This window comes from Croceibacter atlanticus HTCC2559 (assembly GCF_000196315.1).
Taxonomy (GTDB): Bacteria; Bacteroidota; Bacteroidia; order Flavobacteriales; family Flavobacteriaceae; genus Croceibacter; species Croceibacter atlanticus.
Map to the genome: position 1 here is coordinate 924,205 of NC_014230.1, position 26,310 is coordinate 950,514.

19 protein-coding genes are annotated in these 26,310 nt (G+C 34.8%); 12 read left to right on the forward strand and 7 right to left on the reverse strand.

The window, feature by feature from the left end:
* Nucleotides 1-111: 111 nt before the first annotated feature.
* From tsf to rplM, 4 genes are all read right to left on the reverse strand, one after another.
* Entirely contained in the window at nt 112-1,077 is a 966-nt protein-coding gene (gene tsf / locus CA2559_RS04090) for a translation elongation factor Ts (protein WP_013186579.1), read from the reverse strand.
* 114 nt (nt 1,078-1,191) lie between these two features.
* A complete protein-coding gene (gene rpsB, locus CA2559_RS04095; protein ID WP_013186580.1) occupies nt 1,192-1,989 on the reverse strand; it encodes a 30S ribosomal protein S2 in 798 nt (265 codons plus the stop codon).
* Between the two features lie 179 nt (nt 1,990-2,168).
* Nucleotides 2,169-2,555: a 30S ribosomal protein S9 gene (gene rpsI, locus CA2559_RS04100; protein ID WP_013186581.1), complete on the reverse strand. Its 387-nt coding sequence runs from the start codon at nt 2,553-2,555 to the stop codon at nt 2,169-2,171.
* On the reverse strand, nt 2,556-3,011 hold the full coding sequence (rplM, locus tag CA2559_RS04105; protein ID WP_013186582.1) for a 50S ribosomal protein L13: 456 nt from the start codon (nt 3,009-3,011) through the stop codon (nt 2,556-2,558).
* A 172-nt stretch (nt 3,012-3,183) separates the two neighbouring features.
* Here rplM and CA2559_RS04110 point away from each other — a divergent pair, with 172 nt between their 5' ends.
* The 6 genes from CA2559_RS04110 to CA2559_RS04135 all read left to right on the forward strand — a co-directional run bounded on the left by CA2559_RS04110 (nt 3,184) and on the right by CA2559_RS04135 (nt 11,810).
* Entirely contained in the window at nt 3,184-3,726 is a 543-nt protein-coding gene (locus CA2559_RS04110; RefSeq protein WP_013186583.1) for a DUF5004 domain-containing protein, read from the forward strand.
* Between the two features lie 14 nt (nt 3,727-3,740).
* Nucleotides 3,741-6,095, forward strand: coding sequence for a TonB-dependent receptor (locus tag CA2559_RS04115; RefSeq protein ID WP_083798856.1), 2,355 nt, complete (start codon nt 3,741-3,743; stop codon nt 6,093-6,095).
* A 2-nt stretch (nt 6,096-6,097) separates the two neighbouring features.
* Nucleotides 6,098-7,372: a hypothetical protein gene (locus CA2559_RS04120; RefSeq protein ID WP_013186585.1), complete on the forward strand. Its 1,275-nt coding sequence runs from the start codon at nt 6,098-6,100 to the stop codon at nt 7,370-7,372.
* Between the two features lies 1 nt (nt 7,373).
* On the forward strand, nt 7,374-8,396 hold the full coding sequence (locus tag CA2559_RS04125) for a T9SS type A sorting domain-containing protein (protein ID WP_041240904.1): 1,023 nt from the start codon (nt 7,374-7,376) through the stop codon (nt 8,394-8,396).
* Nucleotides 8,397-8,595: 199 nt separating this feature from the next.
* On the forward strand, nt 8,596-11,229 hold the full coding sequence (locus tag CA2559_RS04130) for a DUF5916 domain-containing protein (protein WP_013186587.1): 2,634 nt from the start codon (nt 8,596-8,598) through the stop codon (nt 11,227-11,229).
* An 11-nt stretch (nt 11,230-11,240) separates the two neighbouring features.
* A complete protein-coding gene (locus CA2559_RS04135; RefSeq protein ID WP_013186588.1) occupies nt 11,241-11,810 on the forward strand; it encodes a hypothetical protein in 570 nt (189 codons plus the stop codon).
* Here the strand turns inward: CA2559_RS04135 and CA2559_RS04140 are convergent.
* Both CA2559_RS04140 and metG read right to left on the reverse strand, forming a co-directional pair.
* On the reverse strand, nt 11,807-12,706 hold the full coding sequence (locus CA2559_RS04140; protein ID WP_013186589.1) for a histone deacetylase family protein: 900 nt from the start codon (nt 12,704-12,706) through the stop codon (nt 11,807-11,809). The genes CA2559_RS04135 and CA2559_RS04140 overlap by 4 nt on opposite strands.
* Before the next feature lie 18 nt (nt 12,707-12,724).
* On the reverse strand, nt 12,725-14,797 hold the full coding sequence (gene metG, locus CA2559_RS04145; protein WP_013186590.1) for a methionine--tRNA ligase: 2,073 nt from the start codon (nt 14,795-14,797) through the stop codon (nt 12,725-12,727).
* Between the two features lie 85 nt (nt 14,798-14,882).
* Here metG and CA2559_RS04150 point away from each other — a divergent pair, with 85 nt between their 5' ends.
* The 4 genes from CA2559_RS04150 to CA2559_RS04165 all read left to right on the forward strand — a co-directional run bounded on the left by CA2559_RS04150 (nt 14,883) and on the right by CA2559_RS04165 (nt 23,139).
* On the forward strand, nt 14,883-15,785 hold the full coding sequence (locus tag CA2559_RS04150) for a S66 peptidase family protein (protein ID WP_013186591.1): 903 nt from the start codon (nt 14,883-14,885) through the stop codon (nt 15,783-15,785).
* A 75-nt stretch (nt 15,786-15,860) separates the two neighbouring features.
* Complete coding sequence (gene dgt, locus CA2559_RS04155) at nt 15,861-17,198, forward strand: dGTP triphosphohydrolase (RefSeq protein WP_013186592.1); 1,338 nt, start codon at nt 15,861-15,863, stop codon at nt 17,196-17,198.
* A gap of 100 nt (nt 17,199-17,298) precedes the next feature.
* Nucleotides 17,299-19,962: a T9SS-dependent M36 family metallopeptidase gene (locus CA2559_RS04160; protein ID WP_013186593.1), complete on the forward strand. Its 2,664-nt coding sequence runs from the start codon at nt 17,299-17,301 to the stop codon at nt 19,960-19,962.
* A gap of 369 nt (nt 19,963-20,331) precedes the next feature.
* Nucleotides 20,332-23,139 carry a T9SS-dependent M36 family metallopeptidase gene (locus tag CA2559_RS04165; protein WP_013186594.1) on the forward strand — a complete coding sequence of 936 codons (2,808 nt, stop codon included), beginning with the start codon at nt 20,332-20,334 and terminating at the stop codon, nt 23,137-23,139.
* Between the two features lie 57 nt (nt 23,140-23,196).
* Here the strand turns inward: CA2559_RS04165 and CA2559_RS04170 are convergent, their stop codons facing one another.
* A complete protein-coding gene (locus tag CA2559_RS04170; RefSeq protein ID WP_013186595.1) occupies nt 23,197-24,972 on the reverse strand; it encodes a 1-deoxy-D-xylulose-5-phosphate synthase in 1,776 nt (591 codons plus the stop codon).
* Nucleotides 24,973-25,045: 73 nt separating this feature from the next.
* Between CA2559_RS04170 and CA2559_RS04175 the strand changes: the two genes are divergently transcribed.
* The gene (locus CA2559_RS04175) at nt 25,046-25,495 is read left to right on the forward strand and encodes a nucleoside deaminase (RefSeq protein WP_013186596.1); all 450 of its coding nucleotides are present in this window, start codon (nt 25,046-25,048) and stop codon (nt 25,493-25,495) included.
* A 69-nt stretch (nt 25,496-25,564) separates the two neighbouring features.
* Complete coding sequence (locus CA2559_RS04180; RefSeq protein ID WP_013186597.1) at nt 25,565-26,248, forward strand: TIGR04282 family arsenosugar biosynthesis glycosyltransferase; 684 nt, start codon at nt 25,565-25,567, stop codon at nt 26,246-26,248.
* Nucleotides 26,249-26,310 lie beyond the last annotated feature (62 nt).

A 26,310-nucleotide genomic window follows, 5' to 3' on the forward strand; every position in this document is an offset into this window, starting at 1 on the left:
AGCCTAATTTAGTCCAGTTAGAGATTTGCTCTGTATAAAATTAACTTTTTAAAAACAAAAAAAGGCCTCTCATTTCTGAGAAGCCTTTATATAGTAAAGTGTTTTAAGATATTATCCTAAAGTAACACGTTTAAACGCTACAACATCTGCATCGCCTTGGCTAGCTACATATTGTGCTACGTTTTTGCTGTCATCCATAATAAAGCGTTGGTCTAGCAATGCTTTTTCGTGGTCTAAAGTTGTGTTGTCTGCAACAAAACGCTCAACCTTACCTGGTACAATTTTGTCCCAAATTTTTTCTGGCTTTCCTTCAGCTTTTAATTCTGCTTTAATATCTTCTTCTGCCTTAGCCATAACTTCTGGAGTTAACTGAGACATAGAGATGTATTGAGGAACATTCTTTTGAGTTTTTCCTAAACGGCCCAACTCAATGTTTTCCTTTTCAATAGCAGCAATACGAGCATCTGTTTCAGAAGCAACGAAATCTGCATCAAAATCTTTATAAGATAATGTAGTTGCACCCATAGATGCTACTTGCATAGATACGTTTTTAGCAACCTCAGCAGCATTGTCTATTTCTTTAGACAAACCAACTAATGCTCCAATTTTGTTACCGTGAACATAAGAGCCTACAAATGGTGCTTCTAAAACTTCAAAACCACCAATTTCAATCTTCTCACCAATAACACCTGTTTGCTCAATAAGTTTTTCGGCAACAGTCATACCATCAAAATCTGCAGCAAGAAACTCTTCTTTAGAATTTGTGTTTATTGCAATATCTCCCATTTTGTTAGCCATTTCTACGTAAGAATCGTTCTTAGCAACAAAATCTGTTTCACAGTTAAGAGAAACAACCACACCTTTAGTGTTGTCGTCGTTTATTTTAGCAACAACAGCACCTTCACTAGAGTCTCTGTCTGCTCTCTTTTCAGCAATTTTCTGTCCTTTTTTACGTAAGATGCTAATTGCAGCGTCGAAGTCACCTTCTGCTTCAACTAAAGCTTTCTTACAGTCCATCATACCGGCACCGGTAGCTTTTCTCAATTTATTTACGTCTGCAGCAGTTATTTTTGCCATTGTATTTATATTTTATAATTTAAAAAAAGTCGTCAAGCTAATTTTTGCTACTACTCAGCCAGCAGAATGCAAAGAAAAACTCAACGACTTTAAATTGTATTACCTAATTGTTATTTATTCTTCTTCGCTAGATGCTACAGCTTTTTTAGCAGGAGCTTTCTTTGCTGCAGGTTTAGTCGCTTTTTTAGCGTCTTTTTCTGCTTTAGATTGCTCTTTGTCTGCCTTACGCTCGTTTAATCCATCTACGATAGCATCTGTTACGTAAGAAATTACTTTCTTAACAGATTTAGATGCATCATCATTTGCAGGGATTGCGAAATCTACTTCTCTAGGATCACTGTTGGTATCTACCATAGCGAAAATAGGAATGTTTAATTTCTGAGCTTCTTTTACAGCAATGTGCTCACGAGTAATATCCACTACGAATAATGCACCTGGAAGACGCGTCATATCTGCGATTGAACCTAAGTTTTTCTCAAGTTTTGCACGCATACGCTCTACCTGTAACTTCTCTTTCTTTGATAATGTATCAAAGCGACCATCTTTTTTCATACGGTCTACAGAAGTCATCTTCTTAACTGCCTTACGGATAGTTACGAAGTTGGTAAGCATACCACCAGGCCAGCGCTCAGTGATATAAGGCATGTTAGCCTTCTCTGCTTCTTCAGCTACAATTTCTTTAGCTTGTTTTTTAGTTGCTACAAAAAGGATCTTACGACCACTAGCAGCAATTTTACTAAGTGCATCTGCAGCCTCTTGCATTTTAGCAGCACTTTTGTAAAGGTTTATAATGTGAATCCCGTTACGTTCCATATAGATATACGGAGCCATATTTGGGTTCCAACGTCTTGTGAGGTGACCAAAGTGGACACCAGCATCAAGGAGTTCTTTAACTTCTATGTTATTTGCCATTTTATTAAATAGTTTACGTTCTGTTTGGACTTAGCAATACTCAGGTGGTCACTTGCGTTCGCCGAGAGTATTTAGATGCTAAACTAACTTTCGATACCAGATCGAAGTACAGCACTATAATGTTTATAATTTTATGAAATTCCTCAAGAAACTTCGCCAACCAAAGGTTAGCAGAAATATTAACGTTTCGAGAATTGGAATTTTTTACGGGCTTTCTTCTGACCGAATTTCTTACGCTCAACCATTCTTGGGTCTCTAGTAAGTAAACCTTCTGGTTTAAGAACCAAACGGTTCTCAGCATCTAGCTCACACATAATTCTTGAGATAGCCAAACGGATAGCTTCTGCTTGTCCAGTAATACCACCACCAAATACATTGATACTTAGGTCATACTTGCCTTCGTTCTCTGTAAGCATTAATGGTTGTGCTACTTTATACTGAAGTGTTCCGGTTGTAAAATAGTCGTTAACGTCTTTTTTATTTACAGTAATGTTACCGCTACCGTCTTTAAGGTAAACTCTGGCAACAGCTGTTTTTCTTCTACCAATTTTGTGAATTGTTTCCATTTACACCAAGTCGTTAATGTTAATTACTTCTGGTTTTTGAGCGTCAAGCGAATGCTCTCCACCAACAAAAACTCTCATGTTTCTAAACAACGCTGCGCCTAATTTGTTCTTAGGTAGCATTCCTTTTACTGCATTCTCGACAAGACGCGTTGGGTCTTTTTCGAATAATTGCGTAGCCGTAAGACTGCGTTGTCCTCCTGGATAACCGGTGTAACGTTGGTATTCTTTGCTAGTCCACTTTTTACCTGTAAGGTTGATTTTTTCTGCATTAATAACAATTACGTTATCTCCACAGTCAACGTGAGGTGTAAAGTCTACTTTGTGTTTACCACGTAACATTCTGGCAACAACAGAAGACAGCCGTCCAAGGCTCTGTCCCTCAGCATCCACAAGCACCCAGTTTTTTGTAACTGTTGCTTTATTGGCAGACACTGTTTTGTAGCTTAATGTGTTCACACTAATAAATTTTAATTATACAAATAGTTTATTTCCGTCTAAAAAAACGGAGTGCAAATGTACAACTATTTATTTATTCGGCAACACCTGATTTTGAATTAATTCTGAAGTGCTTAACTCCTTAATTTTAATGGTTTATATTTGGCAAGCTTAATCTTTAAAACAATACGTTATGCACTTCAATAAATACATCCTGAAATCTACTTTATATATAGGTGTTCTATTTCTGTTTTTTAGCTGTGATAATGATGACAGTTCTTCAAATTTAATTGAGCCTACTCCAATTCTAAATGGCACCTACATACTTACAACATTAAACGCAGATGTTCCAGTTGATTTAAATAACGATGATATTACTAACACAGACTTATTAGAAGAGACCTCTTGTTTTGATATTATGGAAGTCAACTTTAATACTGATGGCTCTTTTAGTGCTATAAACTCTAAACTTGATTTTAATGGTGGTGCAAGTGGTAATGAGGTTACTTGTACAACGAGAACAGATAGCGGTACTTGGTCTTTAACCGAAAATGCACTTACATTATCTGTAATTATTGCAGGCTCTACAATTACAGAGACTAAAGAAATTTCACTTACAGATACTACATTTTCATTTAATGTTACAGAAAGTGAAATAGATGCTTATGTTGAAGACACTTCAGAAAGCTCTTCTAGTAGTATAACAGAATTGTTTTTAGAATACACTAAACAGTAATCTTTCTAAACTAAATGAAACATATTGCGTTGTTTCTTTTTTTATGCACATCATTTATTCAAGTGATGGCACAAGATATTACAATACGTGGTAATGTTATAGATTCTGAAGGTAGTCCTATACCTTTTGCCACCATAAAATGTTTAAATACTTCACTAGCAACGACGACATCCTTAGAAGGTACTTTTTCACTTCAACTAGATGAGCCAGCTGTATACAAATTAGAAGTTGCAGCAGCTGGATTTAAAACTTTTTATGAGACTCTGGATGTAACAACGGGTTCCAAAACTGTAAGGATTAATTTGCAAAAAGATACAGAGCAGTTATCGGAGGTCATTGTAAAATCGCCATCTAAAATTAGCTTATTAAACCAGCAGGCTTTAGCTATTTCAACTTTAGACTTTTCATTAAGTCAAAATAGCTCCCAAGATGCTTTAGATATTTTAAATAGAGCAAATGGCATTCGGGTAAGACAAACTGGAGGTACAGGAAGTGATATTAATATTTCTATACAAGGAGCTCAGGGAAATGCCATAAGACGTTATTATGATGGGCTACCTTTAAAATATCTAGCGTCTGGAATAGATATTAATAATTTTCCCGTAAACCAAATAAGCAGAATTGACATTTATAAAGGTGTAACACCATTACAGGTTGGTACAGACGCTTTAGGTGGAGGTATACATATAATTCCAAAGACATTTTATACCTCTTATATAGAAGCCAATTATCAAATGGGAAGTTTTAATACTCACAAAGCTTCAGTTAATTTGTTCACACTTAATGAAAACAATATGTTTTTAGGGTCTAACTTGTTCCTTAATTATTCAGACAATACATATAGGATTGATGCGCAAGATTTTAATGAAGAGACTAGACAAGCAGAACATGTTATAGAAGTAGAGCGTTTTAATAATTTATACAGATCCTATTATGCAGATGTTTCTGTTGGATTACGTGATAAACATTGGGCAGATGCACTTAAATTAAACCTAGCTTACACCAATACATTTAAAGAAATACAAACTGGAGTTTTGTTTAACCCTGTAAGACCTTTGGGAGATGTGTTTACTGAAGATGAAGGTGTTAGCGCAACTTTAAGCTATAATGTTAACCTTTTAAATGATAAATTGACGATTGTTAGTAAATCTAATTTGGGTGTTTATAAAGAAAAAGTGACAGACTCTACTTCTAATTTTTACAACTGGTATGGAGAGCCATTAACAATCACAAATACTATTGGTGCCGAATTATTTAGTGAGCCATCCTTAATAGAGATAGACAAAACTATTTTTTTACAGCGACTTACAGGAATCTATACCATAAATGATAAGCATAGTCTAACGGCAAGTAACCTATATATTCATCAATTCAGAACAGGAAAAAATGCACTTATAGCTGCTGAAAATGATGTGTTACAGTTTCCTTCTAGATTAAACCAGAATTTTGCAGGAATTGAATGGAAAGGAAGCTTTTTTAAAAATCATATTGAAACAGTTGCTACATATAAAAACTACCATTATGCAATACGTGGTACTAGTAATGAAAATGCAATAACTAATGAGTTTGTGGAGCAAGATGTATCAAAAAACTATAGTGGAGGAAATCTTGCCCTAAAATATACGGTGTCACCAAAATTGTTTTTTAGAGTGTCTTATGAAACAGCATATAGGTTGCCTGAAGATACAGAGGTGTTTGGAAATAACACTACCATACGTGCCAATCTAAACTTAGAACCAGAACAAAGTAACAATTATAATTTTGGAACATCATTTAAGTCCTCATTATTTAAAATACCATTTTCTGCTGAACTAAATGGATTTTACAGAAAACAGAAAGACAGAATAATCTTATTGGCTTCAGGATTCGATTTGGCGCAATATTTTAATGAAGAAGAAGTAGAAATAAAAGGAATTGATGGGTTTGTAACTTTTAAACCATTTAAAAACTTTCAATTAAATATGTCTGCTACATATCAAGATGTACGCATACAGAGTGCTTTGGTAGCAGCAGATAATAATCTTATAGGTACACGAGTGCCTAATTTACCATCATTTTTTGCTAACGTAGATGTAGGTTATACTTGGGAAAAACTAATACACGAAGAAGACCAGTTTAAATTAAACTATTACTATAATTACGTAGAAAAATTTTCTTCCATACGCGAAGCCAATGCTTTGCAAAACATTGCTAACTTTGTTCCTACTCAACATATTAGCAGTCTAGAATGTATTTATTCTGGAAAGCACGAAAAATATTCAATAGCATTGAGAATTAATAATATGTTTGATGATGATGCTTATGACAATTTTAGAGTACAACGACCTGGTCGTAGTTACTCTATTAAATTAAGGTATGTGATAGATTGATTATGAAGAACATTTTACCAAATCTTATTATCGTTTCTTTTTTAACTATTGTTCTTAGTTGTGCAACAGATGATGCTATACCTGTTGCAGAGAACACTACAACACCAAATCCCACAGAAGATCCTACCGAAGACCCACAACAGCAATATGATTATATGCTTTATACAAGAAGTGGCTCATCTTCTAATGGGTTTATAACAGGATTTGACAATTTCCCGGAAGGCGATTTAGATATCCCAAATTTACCAACAACATTGGCCTATCCTTCTATATCTGGAGGTGTGTCTTACAACCGTTACACAGTTAATCAACAAAAATTGTTTGGTGGAGCTGGCTACCAAAGAGTTATCTTAGATGAAAATAAAGTGCCAAATGAAGGCGAGATAATTGAAACTTTAGGCGGAGGCTCAAGTGTAGTTATTCTTAATGACACCAAAGGATACTACACAGATTTTAATACGCTAAATATTCAGATATTTAATCCTCAAACTTTTCAAAGAATAGGTGAGATAGATATGAGTCAAGCTTATAGTATTCCAGAAAACGATGCTAATTATTACAATTCACTATATGTTGTTGGCAATACACTTTATGCGTGTTTGTATACTGGTCGTTCCTTTCCGCCATTTATATACGAAAGTAATGTAGGAAGTATAGTTGCTATTATAGATACTGCTACAGATACATACCAGTCTAACATTTTTAGGGAAGAGACTAAGTATCCTGGACAACCCTTTTTAAGATTTAAAAACAGCACTGTAGATGAGCAAGGTAATTTATATTTACCAACCCAAGGTGGATTTGGTTTAGAGGAAGACCCAGAAATTCCTGTTTTTGCAAAACTTACACGAATATCTAATGAGACCTCAAATTTTGATGATTTTGAGTTTATTCCTCAGTTAAGCATACCTTCATCTAATGCCGAAACCGTAATAAATGCAGGGTTTTTATATGTAGGTAACGGTATAGCCTATACTAATGTGTTAATGGAAGATCCAGAAACTTCATCAGATTTGGTAAACAAAGCATTAATGCGTTGGGTAAGGGTAGATCTAATATCGCAAACAGCTCAATTAATAGAAGGCATACCTAGAAATGCAGGCCTTACAACCGGAATGGCTTATAATTTTAATAATAAAGTACAGCTTCCTGTTTATGACCCAGAATCAGGAGAAAGTGCTATTTACGAAACAGATCCTTCTAGCACGCTAGGTACAAGAGTATTTAATGTTACCGCTGGCGGAATAATTTATGGATTTTACCAAGTTGAAGAATAATATGAAACCTACATTTTACATAACCTACATATTGCTTTTAGCTGTTGGCTATTTGCAAGCCCAAACTTTATCTAACGGAGATTTTGAAACGTTTGGAGTTCAAACTACACAACTTTATACACGAGATGGTGGCGCCTATAATGGAGAAACCTGTATGATAGATGGTGGTACTATTCAGGAAGCTGGTACTTATGAAGGCGTTGGAAGACCAATAGGATTTACAACTACAGATGATGCTTTTGAGCAATCACCTAGTACAGTAGAGCAAACTACAGACGCCAATTCTGGCGCTTCTGCAATACAATTAACAACAAACGGTTTTGATGTTATTGGTTTGGTAGGTTTATTTGAGCCAGAAGTCCTTAGGCAAGAATTAATACCTGTTGCTTACCCATTTACTGCAGTACCAACATCTATAGATGGATTTTATAGACATATGAGTGGCGTGCCAAGATCATTTCCTCCAGGAACTTGCACAAGCGATGGGCAGTTAGAAGAAACAAGGACATACACTGGCGCTTTTAAAGTATATGCAGTTATGACTAAGTATAACGAAACCACCGATGAAGATGAAATAGTAGCCACCGTAAACTCAGAGTTTCCTAATGCTACAGATTATACGGCTTTTTCTGCGCCTGTAACAGTTGTGCAACCTGGTATAATTCCAGATAAAATTGTGTTTGTAATGTCTTCTTCTCCAGAATTTATAAGTCCTAATCCTGTAGCTATTGTAGGCTCTAGGTCTTTTGTAGATGACGTAGATTTTATATTTCCAGTTTTAAGTGTAGAAGAAACTATTGATAAAACAACAAATTTTTCTGTTTACCCAAACCCAGCAACATCTCATTTTTCTTTAAATACAGAAGTTCCAAATCTTGAATTCAAATTATATAACATTTCTGGAAAATTAGTAATGCAAGGGTTTGCAGGTTCTAAAAATCACCAGGTAAATATTTCTTCATTAACACCTGGAATGTATTTTTTAAACACCAAATTAGGTGCTACTAAGTTAATTGTTAACTAACTAAATCTTAGTAAACCCTATCTAATATTTATTAATGATATGTCTTCTAAGGGAAACTTAAAAAGTTAAGGTTTTCCTAAAATACATGGTACGCTGTAACAAGATGATAAAGTGATGAGTCTTTAAAGTACATCAATCAAAATAATCATCAATCAATTCTAAGTTTCTAACTGCTTAGAAATCAAAAACCAACCAATCCATGAAGACACTATCCTTAAGTCTTTTAGCCCTTTTATTATCCTCATCTATATTCTCTCAAGATTCTACAAAAGTTGAAGTTCCTAAGCGTATTTATACAACAGCTAGTATCTCGAGTTATAGTACACCAGAAATAGATGGTATCTTAAATGATGATGCTTGGAATGCTGTAGAATGGACTACAGATTATATAGAAAATCAACCAGATGAAAACACACCGCCAACCGAGCAAACTAAAATGAAGATTGCTTATGACGATAAGAATATTTACGTGGCATTTAGATGTTATGATGCAGAGCCAGAAAACATTGTAAAGCGCTTGTCTAGAAGAGATGGCTTTGAAGGCGATTGGGTAGAAGTAAACTTTGATAGTTTTAATGATGATCGCACAGGGTTTTCATTTACAGTAACTGCAGCTGGCGTTAAAGGAGATGAATTTATCTCTAACAACGGAAACTTTGATGGTAGCTACAACCCAATATGGTATGTAAAAACAAATATAGACACAGAAGGTTGGACAGCAGAAATGCGTATACCATTAAGTCAACTTAGGTTTAGTGCAGATCAAGACCAAGTTTGGGGTTTGCAAAGTACACGTAGGTATTTTAGAGCAGAAGAACGCTCATTGTGGCAAAGACTTCCTGCAGATGCTCCAGGTTTTGTAAGTGAGTTTGGTGAGCTAAGAGGTTTGGTTGGCTTAAAACCACAAAAACAATTAGAAATTCAGCCCTTTATTTTGGGGCAACAAGATGTGTACGAGGAAGAACGCGGCAACCCTTTTAGAGATGGTGCCGACACTAAGTTAAATACAGGATTAGATGCTAAGATAGGTATTACTAATGACCTTACTCTAGACCTAACTATTAATCCAGATTTTGGTCAAGTAGAGGCAGATCCTGCGGCCATTGCACTGGATGGTTTTCAGTTGTTTTTTCAAGAACAACGTCCTTTTTTTGTGGCCAACTCTAACATTTTCAACTATTCCTTAGATAATTTTTCGCCGGGCAACTTGTTTTACTCAAGACGAATAGGGCGAAGCCCTCAAGGTTTTGCGCAAAGTGATAATATTCAATATACTAATCAACCAAACAATACTACTATTTATGGTGCTGCTAAGTTTAGTGGTAAAACTAAAAATGGATGGAGTTTAGGAGTTATTGAAAGTGTGACGGCTAAAGAATTTGTAGAAATTATAGATTTTGATAACCAAACCACAGAGCAAATTGTAGAGCCGCTCACTAATTACTTTGTGGGTAGAGCCCAAAAAGATTTTAATGACAGAAATTCTTATATAGGAACCATGTTTACTGCTACTAACAGAGATTTAGAAGATGGTCAATTTTTAAATTTTCTTAGACGTGATGCTTATTCAGCAGGTATTGATTTTAAACACAACTGGAAAGATAGAAAGTATTATTTAGAAGGAATGGCTTACGGTAGTCATGTTAAAGGAAGTAAAGAAGCAATTGCACGAACACAACAATCATTAACACATTTATTTGGAAGAGTAGATGCAGGTCATGTTGAAATAGACACAACTAGAACATCCCTATCAGGAACAGGTGGCCGTTTAGAAATAGGAAAAGCTTCTGGAGGAAATTTTAGAGCACACCTAGGTGGAACCTGGCGCTCTCCAGAGTTGGAGCTTAATGATATAGGCTTTTTAAGGCGTGCAGATGAGATTAGACAGTATGCAAGATTAAGCTACCAAACATTAAAACCCTTTGGAAATTTTAGAAGAATAAATGCACAATACAGACATTACAATTCATTTGATTTTGATGGAAATTATAATGTAGCAGAACATCGCTTAGATGGTTTTGCACAGTTTAAAAATAACTGGGGAATTGAAACTGGTTTTATTCATAAACCAAGAAACTATAATGTGAGTACATTACGTGGAGGACCAAGGTTTAGATTCTCTAAAGAGAATATTAACTACTTTTTTATAGGGTCAGACTCTCGTAAAAAATTTGTGTACAGTGGTGGTTATGTTATTTCTGAAGCTGTAGATAAGCAATTTACCTATTTAGAGTTAAGTGCAAGGATGTCTTACCAACCTACAGATGCCTTAAACCTTTCTATAAGGCCTGTATATTCTAAAAACCCTAACCAAACACAATATGTTGCAACACGAGAAGTAAATGGTACATCTAGGTATATTACTGCAAATATTGAACAGCAAACGTTAAGTGCACAGTTTAGATTAAATTATACATTTACTCCTAACTTTTCGCTTCAGTTTTATGCACAGCCATTTGTATCAACAGGACGTTATTCTAATTTTAACTATATTACAGATGCAACTGCAGATAATTTAGAAGATAGATTTCAGCTGTATAATGACAACCAAATAAGCTTAGAAAATGGAACCTATAATATAGACGATACAGAAAATGGAACTACAGATTATAGCTTCTCAAACCCAGACTTTGCATTTTCTCAATTGAACACAAATTTGGTGTTGCGTTGGGAATATATACCTGGTAGCGAGTTATTTTTAGTGTGGTCATTAAATGGTAATGCTTTTGAGCAACCCGACAACCACATAGCATCTACATTAACAGATTTTGTAACAGAATCTAGACATAGTAATACATTTCTATTAAAAGCAACTTATAGGTTTGTTCTTTAAAACTTCCAATTATGAAAATATTAGTCACGTTAATCCTTTCTATTCTTACTACATCTTTAGCAGTTGCTCAATATAATTTTGAGCCTACCACAGAAAATCCCTTTGGGCAACCTCATCCAGATGCTCCACAACAACTAAAAGATTTTGAGCCTATGATAGGTATTTGTGATTGCAAGTCGATGAGCAGAATGCCTGATGGTTCTTGGAGTGATGCTGTTGATATGCAATGGACATTTAAGTATATTATGAATGGTATGGCAGTGCAAGACGAAACTTTAAAGGCAGACGGCAAACACTCTGGTAGTATAAGACAGTTTATAGCAGATAGTAGCAAATGGTATGTGCACTATTATTCAAGCAATGCGCCAAGCTTAGTGCTTCCTACTTGGGAAGGCAAAAAGAAAGATGGTGCAATAGTGTTATATAGAAATCAAAAATCGCCTAATGGCATAGACGGTTTTTATAGGCTTACATTTTATGATATGACTAAAACAGGTTATAAATGGATAGGTGAATGGGTTAGTAAGGATGAAAGTATTGAATACCCTACTTGGAAAATAGACTGTGCCAGAAAAATTTAAAAGAATATATCTTGAGCCAACCTATAAGTGTTCGCGTGAGCTTCAATAATTTTTTTTATGTCTTTGGAATAGCCGCCACCCATACTAACTTCAACAGGAATATTTAAATCTTTACAAAGTTGAAGCACAAACCTGTCACGTTCTTTACAACCTAAGATACTACAGCTTAATTTGCCGAGTTTATCGGTTTCTAGAATATCTACGCCACTTAAATAAAAAATGAAATCTGGGTTAACATCAGAAATTAGCTTAGGTAGTGTTTCCTTTAGTAGTTTAAGATAATTATCATCAGTGGTGTGAGATGGTAATGCAATATCTAAATCTGATGATTCTTTTTTAAAAGGGTAATTTTTTTCACCGTGCATAGAGAATGTAAAAACAGAGGTGTCATCTTTAAAAATCTCTGCTGTACCATTGCCTTGATGCACATCTAAATCTATAATTAAAACTTGCTTTGCTTTGTTTGTGTGCTGTAAATACCGAGCACCGATAGCTTGATCGTTAAACATACAAAAGCCTTCACCTCTGTTGGTATAAGCATGATGAGTGCCTCCAGCAATATTCATAGCAATGCCATACTCTAATGCAAAATCACAAGCTTTAATAGTGCCGTCTGCAATAATAAATTCACGCTCTACCAAAGCACTGTTAAGAGGAAATCCAATTTTTCGAGCAGCTCGTGCGTCTAGCGTTAAGTTTTTTAAATCTGAAATATAATTTGTGGTATGTACCAGGTCTACAAAGGTTTCAGAATAAACGGGCTCAAAAAAGTTATCAGGATCACAAGTGCCTTCGTATATTAATTGCTTAGGTAAAAGCTCATATTTTTCCATAGGAAATCTATGTCCTTCTGGAAGCGGAACTTTATAAATAGGATGATATGCTATTTTAAGCATAAGCTGTTAGGCTTCTATTTAGCTAATAGATTTACCGTTAGGGATGCCTGTAACATCTGGGTTTACAAAAACTAAATTCCCGTTGGCATCTTCTGTCATTAAAATCATTCCTTGACTTTCTACACCTCTTAGTTTACGTGGTGCCAAATTAACTAATACAGTAACTTGCTTGCCTATTATATCTTCTGGTTTAAAGCTTTCTGCAATACCAGATACAATTGTTCTTACATCTATTCCTGTATCTACCTTAAGAACTAAAAGCTTTTTAGTTTTTGGCATTTTTTCAGCTTCTAAGATAGTACCTACACGAAGATCCATAGAAGTAAAATCTTCAAACTGCACGGTCTCTTTTTCTGGATCTACAACAGCATTTTCAACTTCATTAGCCTTTTTGCTTGCTTCTAGCTTGTCTAATTGTTTTTGTATGTGTTCATCTTCAATCTTACTAAATAATAATTCAGCTTTATTAATTTGATGACCAGCTGGCAATAATGCATTTTTACTCGAGATGTCATTCCAGCTATTTTTCTCTGCAGAATCTTGGGAAGTTAAATTAAGAATGTCTTTAAGTTTATTTGAAGTAAACGGTAAAAACGGCTCACTTAATGTAGCTAAAGCAGCTGCGATTTGTAATGCTACGTACATTACAGTTTTTGTGCGCTCCGCATCTGTTTTAGCAGTTTTCCAAGGTTCTTCATCTGCTAAGTATTTATTACCGAGTCTTGCAACATCCATTAAAAGCTTTTGAGCTTCTCTAAAACGGTAGCGTTCTAAAGAACTTGCAATAACATCTGGATATGTCTTAAGTTCGGTTAATGTTTGTTCATCTATTTCACTATACGTGGATGGTTCTGGAACATCGCCGCCATAATACTTATTGGTAAGTACAACAACACGATTAATAAAGTTGCCAAAGACAGCAACTAGTTCATTATTATTGCGGGCTTGAAAATCTGCCCACGTAAAATCATTGTCTTTTGTTTCTGGAGCATTTGCTGTTAAAGCATAGCGCAAAACATCTTGTTGCCCTGGAAAATCTTCTAAATATTCATGAAGCCAAACTGCCCAATTTTTAGAGGTAGACAACTTGTTGCCTTCTAAATTTAGAAATTCATTTGCTGGCACATTATCTGGCATAATGTAAGAGCCTTCTGCTTTAAGCATACTCGGGAAAATTATACAGTGAAATACAATATTATCTTTCCCTATAAAGTGAAGTAATTTGGTGTCTTCATTTTTCCAATATGGTTCCCAGTCTTTTCCTTTTGCTTGTGCCCATTCTTTTGTTGCAGAGATGTAGCCTATAGGAGCATCAAACCAAACGTATAGTACTTTGCCATCTGCACCTTTTACAGGAACAGGTATGCCCCAATCTAAATCTCGTGTTACAGCTCTAGGTCTTAGGCCATCATCTATCCAAGATTTGCATTGTCCATACACATTAGTTTTCCAGTCTTTTTTATGGTCTTTAAGGATCCAATCTTTTAAATAATCTTCATATTGGTCTAATGGTAAAAACCAGTGTTTTGTTTCTTTTAAAATAGGCTTAGCTCCAGAAATAGCAGATTTAGGGTTAATTAAATCTGTTGCGTTATGAGAAGTTCCGCAGCTTTCACATTGGTCGCCATAACTTTCTTCATTACCACATTTTGGGCAAGTTCCTACAACAAAGCGGTCTGCGAGAAATTGATTGGCTCCTGGATCGTATAATTGTTCTGTAACCTCTTCAATAAACTTATCATTTTTATAAAGGTTCTCAAAAAACTCCGATGCAGTATCGTGATGTATTTTAGCTGACGTTCTTGAGTAATTATCAAAAGAAATTCCAAAGTCTTCAAAGCTTTTTTTGATGATGGTGTGATACTTATCAACCACATCTTGTGGGGTCACACCTTCTTTTTTCGCTTTTATAGTAATTGGCACACCGTGCTCATCACTACCACAAACAAACAACACATCTTCACCTTGCATACGTTGGTAGCGTGCATAAATATCTGCAGGAACATAAACACCTGCTAAGTGTCCTATATGTATTGGCCCGTTTGTATAAGGTAAAGCCGCTGTAATGGTATATCTCTTTGGAGTGGTCATAGTCTATTTTTGAAGATGCAAAGATAACAAATCTCAACCGCTTGTAATACCTATGTTTCCCTCATAAAATCTTTATATTTGAGGCATGATAATTCCGCCATATTTAAAAGAAGGAGATACTGTTGCAATTGTGTGTACAGCTCGAAAAATCTCAAAAAAAGAGCTAGATCCAGCTATAAAGTTATTAACGCATTGGGGATTAAAAGTTAAGCTAGGAGATACTGTAGGGAAAGAATATCATCAGTTTGGAGGTACAGATGTACAACGTGCAGAAGATTTTCAAGAGATGTTAGATGATAAAGAAGTGCAAGCCATTTGGTGTGCCCGTGGCGGATATGGTACTGTAAGAATGATAGATGAGGTTAATTTCTCTAGTATTGAAACAAACCCAAAATGGATTATTGGGTATAGTGACCCTACTGTATTACATTGCCATATACATAATTTAGGAGTTGCAACCATACATGGTCAAATGTGTTTAGAAATTGAAAACAAAACTGAAGCTACAAGAGACACATTAAAAAATATATTATTTGGAAATTATGATGCTATTAAATTTGCTTCAGACTTTAAATTAAATAGAACAGGTCATGCTAAAGGACAACTAATAGGAGGAAATTTATCTGTGCTATCTAGTATTTTAGGTAGTAAATCAACAATAAAAACAGAAGGTAAAATTCTATTTCTTGAAGATTTAGATGAGTATTTATACCACATAGACCGTATGGTACATAACATAAAACGTAACGGCTTTTTTAAAAACCTAGCAGGATTGGTCATTGGTGGCTTAACAGATATGCATGATAATACAAGCCCTTTTGGTCAATCTGCAGAAGAGATAATTGCAAATGCTGTAAAAGAATTTAATTTTCCTGTGTGTTTTAATTTTCCTGCTGGACATAGTAAAGATAATCGTGCGTTAATATTTGGAGCAGAAACAGAATTAATCGTCACAAAAGATAATGTGGTTTTAAAAACCGAAGCTTAAAATTATACATTGTGATTTTAGCACTTTGTTGTTACATAACTAACCTCTAATCACAAAAATACTTAACCAACTATGATGAATTGGGAACAACTATTATCTCTTAAGCGTTTTGGAGATACAAATAAGCGTTTAAGAAAAGAACAAGACGATACACGATTGGGCTTTGAGGTAGATTACGATCGTATTATATTTTCCAGCTCTTTTAGGAGTTTGCAGGATAAAACTCAAGTTATCCCATTGTCTAAAACAGATTTTGTGCACACAAGATTAACACACAGTTTAGAGGTAAGTGTTGTGGGGCGAAGTTTAGGACGAGTTGTTGGTAAGAAGCTTTTAGAAAAACACCCACATCTTTCTGAGACGTATGGGCATCATTTTAATGATTTCGGGGCTATTGTTGCTGCAGCATCTTTAGCACACGATATTGGAAATCCGCCGTTTGGTCACTCTGGCGAAAAGGCTATAGGAGACTTTTTTAAATCTGGAAAAGGAAATAGATTTAAAGACTCTCTTACAAACGTTCAATATCAAGACCTTTGTACCTTTGAAGGAAACGCTAACGGATTTAAGCTTTTAACTGAAACAAAAAACGGAGTAACTGGCGGTTTAAGGTTATCTTACTCAACCTTGGGTGCTTTTATGAAATACCCAAAAGCTTCGTTACCTTATAAACCAACAACTCAAATTCACCATAAAAAATATGGTTACTTCCAAAGTGAGCAGGAAGTCTTTAATGATGTAGTTAAGGATTTAGGATTAATTTCTGAAACTGTAAAAGATTCAGAAACTTACAAAAGACATCCGTTAACGTTTTTAGTTGAAGCCGCAGATGATATCTGCTATACAATTATAGACTTTGAAGATGGTATAAATTTAGGTTTAATAGATGAGGAGTTTGCTTTAGAATATCTAATTAATTTGGTTAAGGATAAGATAGACACAAAAAAATATCATCAACTCGTTACCAAATCTAATAGAGTAAGTTATTTAAGAGCATTAGCTATTGGAGTGCTTATTGAAGAGGCAGCTTCAATTTTTATTGCAAATGAAGAAGCTATACTTAAAGGTGACTTTAGTTCTGCATTATTAGATAAGTCACAGTACACGGCACAAATAGATGATATTATAAAAATTAGCATTAACAATGTATATCAATCTCAAGACGTCTTAGAGAAGGAGATATTGGGCTACCAAGTAATCGGAACATTATTGGAAGTTTATACAGATGCCGTGTTTAGTAAGAAAAACAACACAAATACAAATTTTAATTCATTGATTTTGAAAGGTTTTCTTAAAGAATTCGACTTAAATCAAGATGATTATTCTATTTTAATTGAAATTTCTTCACTTGTAGCCTCTTATTCAGACAGTGAAGCCCTTAGAATTTACCAGAAAATTAAGGGCATGTTATAGATATCGAATAATCTAAATATTAGTTATTTAGTTAATTATTTATTAAGAAAAAATTACTATTTTCGACAACTCGCTATTTTTTAAGTTTAAAACACCCAATATGAAATTGAAACTACTATTATTTTTATGCTGTTTAAGCTTTGTAGGCTTAAATGCACAAACCACAGAAACACTTATTCAAAACTATCTAGAAAGAACACATGAATCTTTAGGGGTCACTCTAGAAGACGTTCAAAACATTAAGATTGTTTCTGATTATGAAACACAGAAAACAGGTTTACAACACGTTGTTGTACAACAAACCGTAAATGAAATTCCTGTTTTTAATGCTTTTGCAACAGTAACTATTAAAGACAGCTCTGTAATTTTTGTTGGTAATAGTCTTATTGCAAATATTAACTCATTAACAAATACTAGTGCTCCTAGTTTTAATACAGAGGCTTCAATTTCTAAAGCTGCACAAGGTTTAGAAATCAATGTACCTTCTGGCTTAGAAATAATAGGTAGTATAGATGGTGGCGTACTTTTTAATTCAGGAAGTATTTCTCAAGAAGACATCCCTGTAAAACTAGTATACCAACCAACAGCTAATAATGATCTTAGGTTAGCTTATGAGGTAACAATCTTAACTGTTAAAGGCGACCACTGGTGGAACGTAAGAGTAGACGCTCAAACAGGAGAAGTTATTTCTAAGAATGATTGGATTGTGTCTTGTAATTTTGAAAGTGATGCAAAAACATCAGACGCGCCAATTTCTCATAAGGCTCACAATCACACAAATGCATTTGGTTATGCTGAAAACACAATGATGGTAGATGGTTCTCAATATGAGGTGTTTCCGTTGTTAATAGAATCTCCTAACCACGGTGCTTCTCAAATAGTATCTGAACCTGCTGCTGCTAATGCTTCTCCTTTTGGATGGCATGACATTAATGGTGTTGCTGGTCCAGAATATACTATTACAAGAGGAAACAATGTTTGGGCACAAGATGATAAAGATGCAGATGATGCTCCAAACGGATATTCTCCAGACGGTGGTGCAACTTTAGATTTTTCTGGTTACAATACGAACACAGACCTTAACCCTTTAGCTACTACAGATTTTGCAATAACAAACCTTTTCTTTTGGAATAACTTAATGCATGACATTTGGTACCAATACGGTTTTGATGAAGCGAGTGGTAACTTCCAAGAAAATAATTATGGTAATGGAGGTTCAGGATCAGATTATGTAAATGCAGATGCACAAGATGGCTTTTCATTAAACAATGCAAACTTTGGAACACCACCAGATGGCGGAAACCCAAGAATGCAAATGTTTTTATGGTCTGCAACTGGCCCAGTTGGAGCACCTTTAACAATAAACAATCCAAGTAGTATTGCTGGAGCTTACGAAGCTACAGAGCCATTATATTTTGGTTCTGGTTTATCAGATACTCCAATAATTTCAGATATCGTATTTACTACAGATATGACATCAACTGAAACAGATAATTTTGGTAATCCATTAGAAACATCTAACACAGATGCAAATGACGGTTGTGGAGTAATAACAAATGTTGCTGAGGTTAATGGTAATATTGCTATTATTAGAAGAGGAACTTGTCCTTTTGTATCTAAGGTTAAAAACGCTCAAGATGCTGGAGCAATTGCTGTTATTATAGTTAATAACGTTGCAAATGATCCTTTAGTTAACATGGCTGGTACAGATAATACTATTAACATTCCTTCTGTATTTATCTCTAAAGAAAATGGAGATCCAATATTTACACAGTTGCAAACATCTAATGCAGTTGATGGTCAATTATTATCGCAACCATCTCAACGTATAGATGGAGATTTTGACAATGGTGTTGTAGCACACGAGTACGGTCACGGAATTTCTAACAGATTAACTGGTGGTCCAAGTGCAGCATCTTGTTTAGGTAACCCAGAACAAATGGGTGAAGGTTGGAGTGATTTCTTCGGTCTTATGTTAACACTTAAGCCTGGAGATCAACCAGAAGATATTAGAGGTATTGGTACATATGTAACAGGACAGGAAATAGATGGTGTTGGTATTAGAAATGCACCTTATTCTACAAGCTTTGCTATAAACGACTTTACTTATGCAGATACAAATAATGAAGCTCAAGTTTCTGTGCCACACGGTGTAGGTTTCGTATGGGCAACAATGCTTTGGGATATGACTTGGGCATTAATCGATGAGTATGGTTATGATGCAGACCTGTATAATGGTACTGGTGGTAACAATATTGCGATGCAATTAGTTATAGATGGTCTTAAGATGCAATCTTGTAATCCTGGATTTATAGATGGTAGAGATGCAATATTAGCTGCAGATATGGCTGTAAATGGAGGTGCAAACCAATGTTTAATTTATACTGCATTTGCACAAAGAGGTTTAGGATTTAGTGCAGAACAGGGAAGTAACTTTAGTAGAACAGACCAAGTTGAAGCATTTGATATGCCTCCTACTAATGTTTTAGATTGTTCTAACCTTTCTGTTGCAGAGAATACACTTAGTCAATTTAAAGTATATCCTAATCCAGCAACAAATGTTATAAACATTAGCCTAAACAAAACGTTAGCTAATGATGTAAATGTTAGTTTAACAGACCTTCAAGGAAGACAAGTTCTTAAAACTAAAATAGGAACAGCAAGTACAACTTCTATAGATGTATCTTCTATTTCTAATGGGGTTTATATTCTTTCTTTAGAGTCTAATAACAAAACATATTCTCAGAAAGTAATTATTGAGTAAGCCGTAAAGGTTTAACCAAAATTCATATTCATATTAAAGCAGAGCTATTTTATAATAGCTCTGCTTTTTTTTATTAATACTACAAGTATTTTAAGGTGACGTTACTAATAGTTTGTTGTTGAGCTAGTCTAGGTGTTTATTGCCTAACAAAAGACAGCTATGGTAGAGAATTGCGAAATTCTGTGTAGGACTTAAAAGGTTGAAATGCAAAAATTATAGCTAAAATTACATTGTTGATTTTCATAAAGTTAAAGTAGTAACAAAAGAATAAGGATAAATTAAACTTTACGACTCATTTATTATGTTCGCTATCTAATATCATGCAATTTGTCATGATTTAGAAACTATTTTACTTAAAAAATACATAATATGAAAAACAAGTACACATCAAGTTTTATGGTGCTTTTTTTAGCCTTAGTATCCTTTATAGGTACTGCTCAGGATAATCAAAGTATCATTAGCTCTTATTTAGCTAAAAATGCTCCTTCACTAGGATTAAATTCGTCAGATGTTTCAGAATTTACAATTACTAGTGCAACAACTCTTTCAAACAAAGAAGTAAAAGTTGTTTACTTATTACAACGTATAAATAATGTAAATGTTTCTGGTGCTAGTGCAACAGTTGTTATTAAAAATGGCGAAGTGCTTAGCTTTAAGCACGGTTTTGTTTCAGACCTATCAGCAAAAACAGATATTTCTTCAGCAAGCCTTTCTCCGGTACAAGCAGTAAATTCTGCTGCAAATCATTTAGGCCTTCAAGGTGAATCAAATGTAATGGTAACAGACTATAAATCTCGTGAAGATTTATTAATAGAAAATGCTACAGATACTAACTATGAAGCACCACTTTATTACGAAATTTCAGATAATGACAGGTATATACTAACCTATGAGGTTATAGTAAAAGATCCTAAAGGTGCTTGGTGGAATGCAAAGGTAAACGCGAGCAATGGTCAACTTTTAAATAAAGTGAATATGACTATTACTTGTAATTTCGACCTTCCTTACGAAACAGATGCTGTAATAAACAACCATAAATCTCATTCTCATACAGTAGAGAAAAATGGACAATCTAATTTGGTAGATTCTTACTCTAAGATTTCACCATTTAGTGCTTCTGCTTCATCTGCATTAGTTTCAGACGGTGCAATTTATAATGCCTATCCACTACGTGTAGAGTCTCCATTACATGGTGATCGCGTAATATTAAATGACCCTTCAGCTGTAACCCCAGATTTAGATGGTTTAGTGCCTTCTCCTTTTGGATGGCATGATGTTGATGGTATGGCAGGTGCAGAATTTACAACTACACAAGGAAACAACGTTTCAGCTTACTTAGATACAATGGATAATGATGCGCCTACTGGCCCAGAAGTATTTGTAGATGGTGGAGCAAACTTATTATTTGATGATGAAATTGATTTTAGTTTAGAACCGTCAGAATACAGACCTGCTGTTATTACAAACTTATTTGTGTGGAACAACTATATGCATGATGTTTGGTACAACTACGGTTTTGATGAAACTAGCGGAAATTTTCAAGAAGCTAATTACGGACGTTTTGTAGATGATGGTAGTTTGTTTGGACCAGATGGTGATTCAGTTAATGCTGAAGCACAAGATGGTAGTGAACTTGCAGCGCCAACACTTAACAATGCAAACATGGCAACCTCTATGGATGGTTCTAATCCTAGAATGCAAATGTTTTTATGGGGAGCGGCACCATTTGGCGATTTCTTAGAAGTAATTTCTCCATCAGATGTAGAAGGTTCTTATTTCGCATCTCGTTTTCCTTTTGTTGATATTCCAAGAATAGAAGATGGTGAGGACCAGATTAGAGCTAATATTATTGTAGTAGAAGATGATGGTACACCTTATTTAGGAGATGATGGTGGTACACCAGGCCTTAGTACAGAGTCTAATGATGGTTGTACTGCATACTTAAATGCTGCAGATATTGAAGGGAATATTGCAATTGTTAGAAGAGGAGTTTGTGCATTTGCTACAAAGATTAGACGCGCTCAAAATGCTGGAGCTATTGCGTGTATTATTGTAAATAATGTTGAAGGTGAAGGTCCTGTTAACGGTGGTGGTACACCAGATGAGCCTATCACTATTCCTGCAATTTCAGTGGGACAAGTTCAAGGAGATGCTATTATTGCTATTGTAGATGGCGGTGGTACTGTAGACGGTCGTGTTATAGATAGAGGACCATTATCTGCAACAGTTATGAAAGATGGTGATGTAGATCAAGGTATTATAGCTCACGAATATGGTCATGGTATTTCTACTCGTTTAGTTGGAGGTAGAGATCAATCATTATGTCTTTTAAGCTTAGTTGTAGAAGAGCAAATGGGTGAAGGTTGGAGTGACTGGTTTGCGTTGGTTATGACACAAGAATTAGATGATACAGCAGTACAGCCAAGAGGTATTGGTACTTATGTTTTAGGACAAGATCAATTAGGTTCTGGAATTAGGCCGGCACGTTACTCTACAGATTTTGCTGTAAATGACTATACATATGGAGACCTTCCAAACGATGAAATTACAGTACCGCACGGTGTTGGTTTTGTTTGGTCTACAATTCTTTGGGATATGTATTGGGCATTTATAGACGAGTATGGTTTTGATGCAGATATCTATAATGGTACTGGTGGTAACAATATGGCTATGCAATTAGTAATAGATGGTCTTAAATTACTGCCTTGTGCACAACCAGGTTTCGTTACAGGCAGAGATGCTATTTTAGAGGCAGATGACTTGTTATATGATGGTGCAAACGAATGTTTAATTAGAAAAGCATTTGCAGATCGTGGTGTTGGTGCATTAGCAATACAAGGACTAGCAAATAGTAGAATGGATCAAATTGAAGACTTTACAATAAGTGATCCGCTAGGAACAGATTGTGATGCGGTATTAGCTACTAATGATGTTGATACTACAATTTTTGCAATATACCCTAATCCTTCTAACGGAAACATAAATATTAATTCAAACAAAAATAATGGCTTAGCAAAAGTTGAGATGTTTGATATTAATGGTCGTAGAGTTTTAAGTACTCAGATAGACCTTACAAATACAGGTAATGTTAATGCTACGCAATTAACAACTGGTATTTATGTAATTAAAGTTAGTACAGATACTTCTGTACACACTCAAAAATTAGTAATTAAGTAAGTAGTTTGATAGTTTAGTTCTAAAACGGGAAAGTGTAATGCTTTCCTCTTTTTGTATTTATAAAAGTGAAAGTAAGCAGTCTTTAATTTTACTAGAAGATAACTCACAACGATCATATAGCTCTTCAATTTTACCATGATGTATAAAACTATCTGGCACTCCAAGAATTTTAATAGTGGCTTTATAAGAATGCATATTTGCAAACTCTAGTATTGCAGAACCAAAACCACCAGAAATGGTACCATCTTCGATAGTTATTATAGTATTGTAATTTTTAAAGATGTTATGTAGCAACTGCTCATCTAACGGCTTTACAAATCGCAAATCATAATGACCAATTGCAGCCATATGTTCATCTTTTAAATTAGAAATAGCTTCGGTAACTTGAGAGGCAATAGCACCAATTGAAAGTATGGCTATAGTGTTACCTCTTTTAAGCTCTACACCTTTACCTATTTGTAATTTTTTAAAATCTGTTTTCCAATTAAGAATATTTCCTCTTCCTCTAGGATATCTAATAGCAATTGGTAAGCTTAGCCCTAATGATGCAGTATATAATATTTGCCTAAGTTCAATTTCGTTTCTAGGAGCAAATATTATTAGGTTAGGTATAGCTCTTAAGTACGCCAAATCAAAAACACCATGATGTGTAGCACCATCTTCACCAACTAGACCAGATCTATCTAAACAAAATACAACTGGTAGTTTTTGTAAAGCAACGTCGTGTATAACTTGGTCATAAGCTCTTTGTAAAAATGTTGAATATATATTACAAAAGACAGTAAAACCTTGAGTTGCCATACCAGCAGAAAGGGTTACAGCGTGTTGTTCTGCAATCCCAACATCAAAAGCCCGATCTGGAAAAGCTTTCATCATATTTTTTAAGGAACTGCCGGTTGGCATTGCTGGTGTTATCCCTATTAATTTTTTGTTTTTCTTTGCCAACTCAACTAATGTGAGACCAAAAACATCTTGGAATTTAGGTGGTAAAATAGCGTCGTCTTTAGGTAGCAAATCTCCAGTAAGCTTATCAAATTTTCCAGGTGCGTGATACTTAACTTGGTTTTCTTCAGCTTGCCTTAAGCCTTTACCTTTGGTAGTAATAACGTGTAAAAACTTTGGCCCTTTTTTATTTTTTAAAATTTCAAAAGCATTTAATAATGCATTAATATCATGACCATCAATAGGACCGTGATAATTAAAGTTTAAAGCTTCAATAATATTGTCTTGTTTTGGCTTTTGACCAACTTTTGCTCGTGTTAAATAGTTTTTTAATGCGCCAACACTAGGGTCAATTCCAATAGCATTATCATTTAAGATAACGAGTAAATTTGCGTCTGTTACGCCTGCGTGATTTAAGCCTTCAAATGCCATCCCACTTGCAATTGATGCATCTCCTATAACAGCAATATGTTGCTTTTTAAAATCACCGTTTAAGTTAGAAGCTATTGCCATTCCCAAAGCAGCAGAAATTGAAGTTGAACTGTGACCTACACCAAATGTGTCGTAAGAACTTTCACTACGCTTAGGAAACCCACTAATACCATCTATTTGTCTATTAGTGTGAAATACATTTTTTCTGCCAGTAAGTATTTTATGACCATAAGCTTGGTGGCCAACATCCCAAACAAGTAAATCTTTTGGGGTGTTAAATGAATAATGTAATGCAATTGTAAGCTCTACAACACCAAGGCTAGCTCCTAAATGCCCTTCTTTGGTGGCTATAATTTCTATTATAAATTCACGTAACTCCTTAGCTACTTGTGGTAACTCATTAGGCTGAAGTTTACGAAGATCTTCAGGTAAATTTATGGTGTTTAAAAACTTAGACATAGGTGCAAATTTAAGATATATAAACACAGTTAAGCAGCGTAGCTGTCCAAATTTAAAATCCTATTTTTGATATATGTTACAGCCTTTTGATGATACGTATTTTATGAAAAAAGCCCTTCTTGAAGCAGAAGAGGCTTATGAAAAAGGTGAAATACCTGTTGGCGCAATTGTGGTTGCAAATAATACAATTATAGCAAGAAGCCACAATCTTACAGAGCTTTTAAATGATGTAACTGCACATGCCGAAATGCAAGTAATAACATCTGCAGCAAATCATATTGGTGGTAAATACCTTACAGATTGTACTTTGTATGTTACTTTAGAGCCTTGCCAAATGTGTGCAGGAGCGTTGTATTGGTCACAAATTTCAAAAATTGTGTTTGGCGCAGAAGATACTCAGCGTGGGTACAGAGTTATGGGCACAAAGTTACACCCAAAAACCAAAGTAGTATCCGGAGTTTTAGCAGAAGATGCATCATTACTTCTCAAGCGTTTTTTTATTGAGCGTAGAAATTTAAATTAGTACAACTCTAATTTTATTAACGTATCTTTAACAACTACAGTTTACGTTTTATAGTAACTATAGTTAATAATGCAGGGACAAACAGCAATTTTAATCTTCGCAAACTCATCTCAGGTAGATTTGGGAAGAAAAGGTATGTTAGGTGATAAGGGTTTATTTAACACCTTAAATGCACATACACTATCAATTGTAAAGTCTACAAAGCTTCCGTATTTTCAGTTTACAGAACATGAACAAGTTGGAAACTCTTTCGGTGAGCGATTTACTAATGCTATAAAGTGGGTATATGCTAAAGGGTTTGACAATGTTATTACAATTGGGAATGACACACCACATTTAACTGCTAAAACACTTTTAAATACTCACAGACTTTTAGAAAACAACACTTGTGTTCTAGGGCCATCAACAGATGGTGGTTTTTATTTAATGGGACTTCATAAATCTCAATTTAATGAAGGCCTGTTTACAAAACTACCGTGGCAAAGTAGAAAGCTATCAAAAAGCATAACGTTACTGCTGTCTGCATTTAAAGTTGAGGTTATAAGACTAGAAACTTTGCAGGATATAGATGCTGAAGAGGACATAAAAAATGTCTTACGTTTTAGCAAAAGTTTAAACAAGCACATATTAAATTTATTAAGGTCACTTATACCTTATGTTACGCAAATTTTCAGCGCGAAAAATTTGCAAATAAGTCATTTTCACTCGTACTCATTTTACAATAAGGGTTCACCATTTGGATTGTCAATTTAGTAAAGCCTTCAATTTTGTTGGAGCACCATTAAATAAACCAATCTTTTTAGAATCCAAAAACA

What these genes read in the sequence shown, in the direction of transcription:
- tsf (WP_013186579.1), bottom strand. Translation starts at nt 1,077, where the DNA reads ATGGCAAAAATAACTGCTGCAGACGTAAATAAATTGAGAAAAGCTACC.
- rpsB (WP_013186580.1), bottom strand. Translation starts at nt 1,989, where the DNA reads ATGGCAAATAACATAGAAGTTAAAGAACTCCTTGATGCTGGTGTCCAC.
- rpsI (WP_013186581.1), bottom strand. Translation starts at nt 2,555, where the DNA reads ATGGAAACAATTCACAAAATTGGTAGAAGAAAAACAGCTGTTGCCAGA.
- CA2559_RS04110 (WP_013186583.1), top strand. Translation starts at nt 3,184, where the DNA reads ATGCACTTCAATAAATACATCCTGAAATCTACTTTATATATAGGTGTT.
- CA2559_RS04115 (WP_083798856.1), top strand. Translation starts at nt 3,741, where the DNA reads ATGAAACATATTGCGTTGTTTCTTTTTTTATGCACATCATTTATTCAA.
- CA2559_RS04120 (WP_013186585.1), top strand. Translation starts at nt 6,098, where the DNA reads ATGAAGAACATTTTACCAAATCTTATTATCGTTTCTTTTTTAACTATT.
- CA2559_RS04125 (WP_041240904.1), top strand. Translation starts at nt 7,374, where the DNA reads ATGAAACCTACATTTTACATAACCTACATATTGCTTTTAGCTGTTGGC.
- CA2559_RS04130 (WP_013186587.1), top strand. Translation starts at nt 8,596, where the DNA reads ATGAAGACACTATCCTTAAGTCTTTTAGCCCTTTTATTATCCTCATCT.
- CA2559_RS04135 (WP_013186588.1), top strand. Translation starts at nt 11,241, where the DNA reads ATGAAAATATTAGTCACGTTAATCCTTTCTATTCTTACTACATCTTTA.
- CA2559_RS04140 (WP_013186589.1), bottom strand. Translation starts at nt 12,706, where the DNA reads ATGCTTAAAATAGCATATCATCCTATTTATAAAGTTCCGCTTCCAGAA.
- metG (WP_013186590.1), bottom strand. Translation starts at nt 14,797, where the DNA reads ATGACCACTCCAAAGAGATATACCATTACAGCGGCTTTACCTTATACA.
- CA2559_RS04150 (WP_013186591.1), top strand. Translation starts at nt 14,883, where the DNA reads ATGATAATTCCGCCATATTTAAAAGAAGGAGATACTGTTGCAATTGTG.
- dgt (WP_013186592.1), top strand. Translation starts at nt 15,861, where the DNA reads ATGAATTGGGAACAACTATTATCTCTTAAGCGTTTTGGAGATACAAAT.
- CA2559_RS04160 (WP_013186593.1), top strand. Translation starts at nt 17,299, where the DNA reads ATGAAATTGAAACTACTATTATTTTTATGCTGTTTAAGCTTTGTAGGC.
- CA2559_RS04165 (WP_013186594.1), top strand. Translation starts at nt 20,332, where the DNA reads ATGAAAAACAAGTACACATCAAGTTTTATGGTGCTTTTTTTAGCCTTA.
- CA2559_RS04170 (WP_013186595.1), bottom strand. Translation starts at nt 24,972, where the DNA reads ATGTCTAAGTTTTTAAACACCATAAATTTACCTGAAGATCTTCGTAAA.
- CA2559_RS04175 (WP_013186596.1), top strand. Translation starts at nt 25,046, where the DNA reads ATGTTACAGCCTTTTGATGATACGTATTTTATGAAAAAAGCCCTTCTT.
- CA2559_RS04180 (WP_013186597.1), top strand. Translation starts at nt 25,565, where the DNA reads ATGCAGGGACAAACAGCAATTTTAATCTTCGCAAACTCATCTCAGGTA.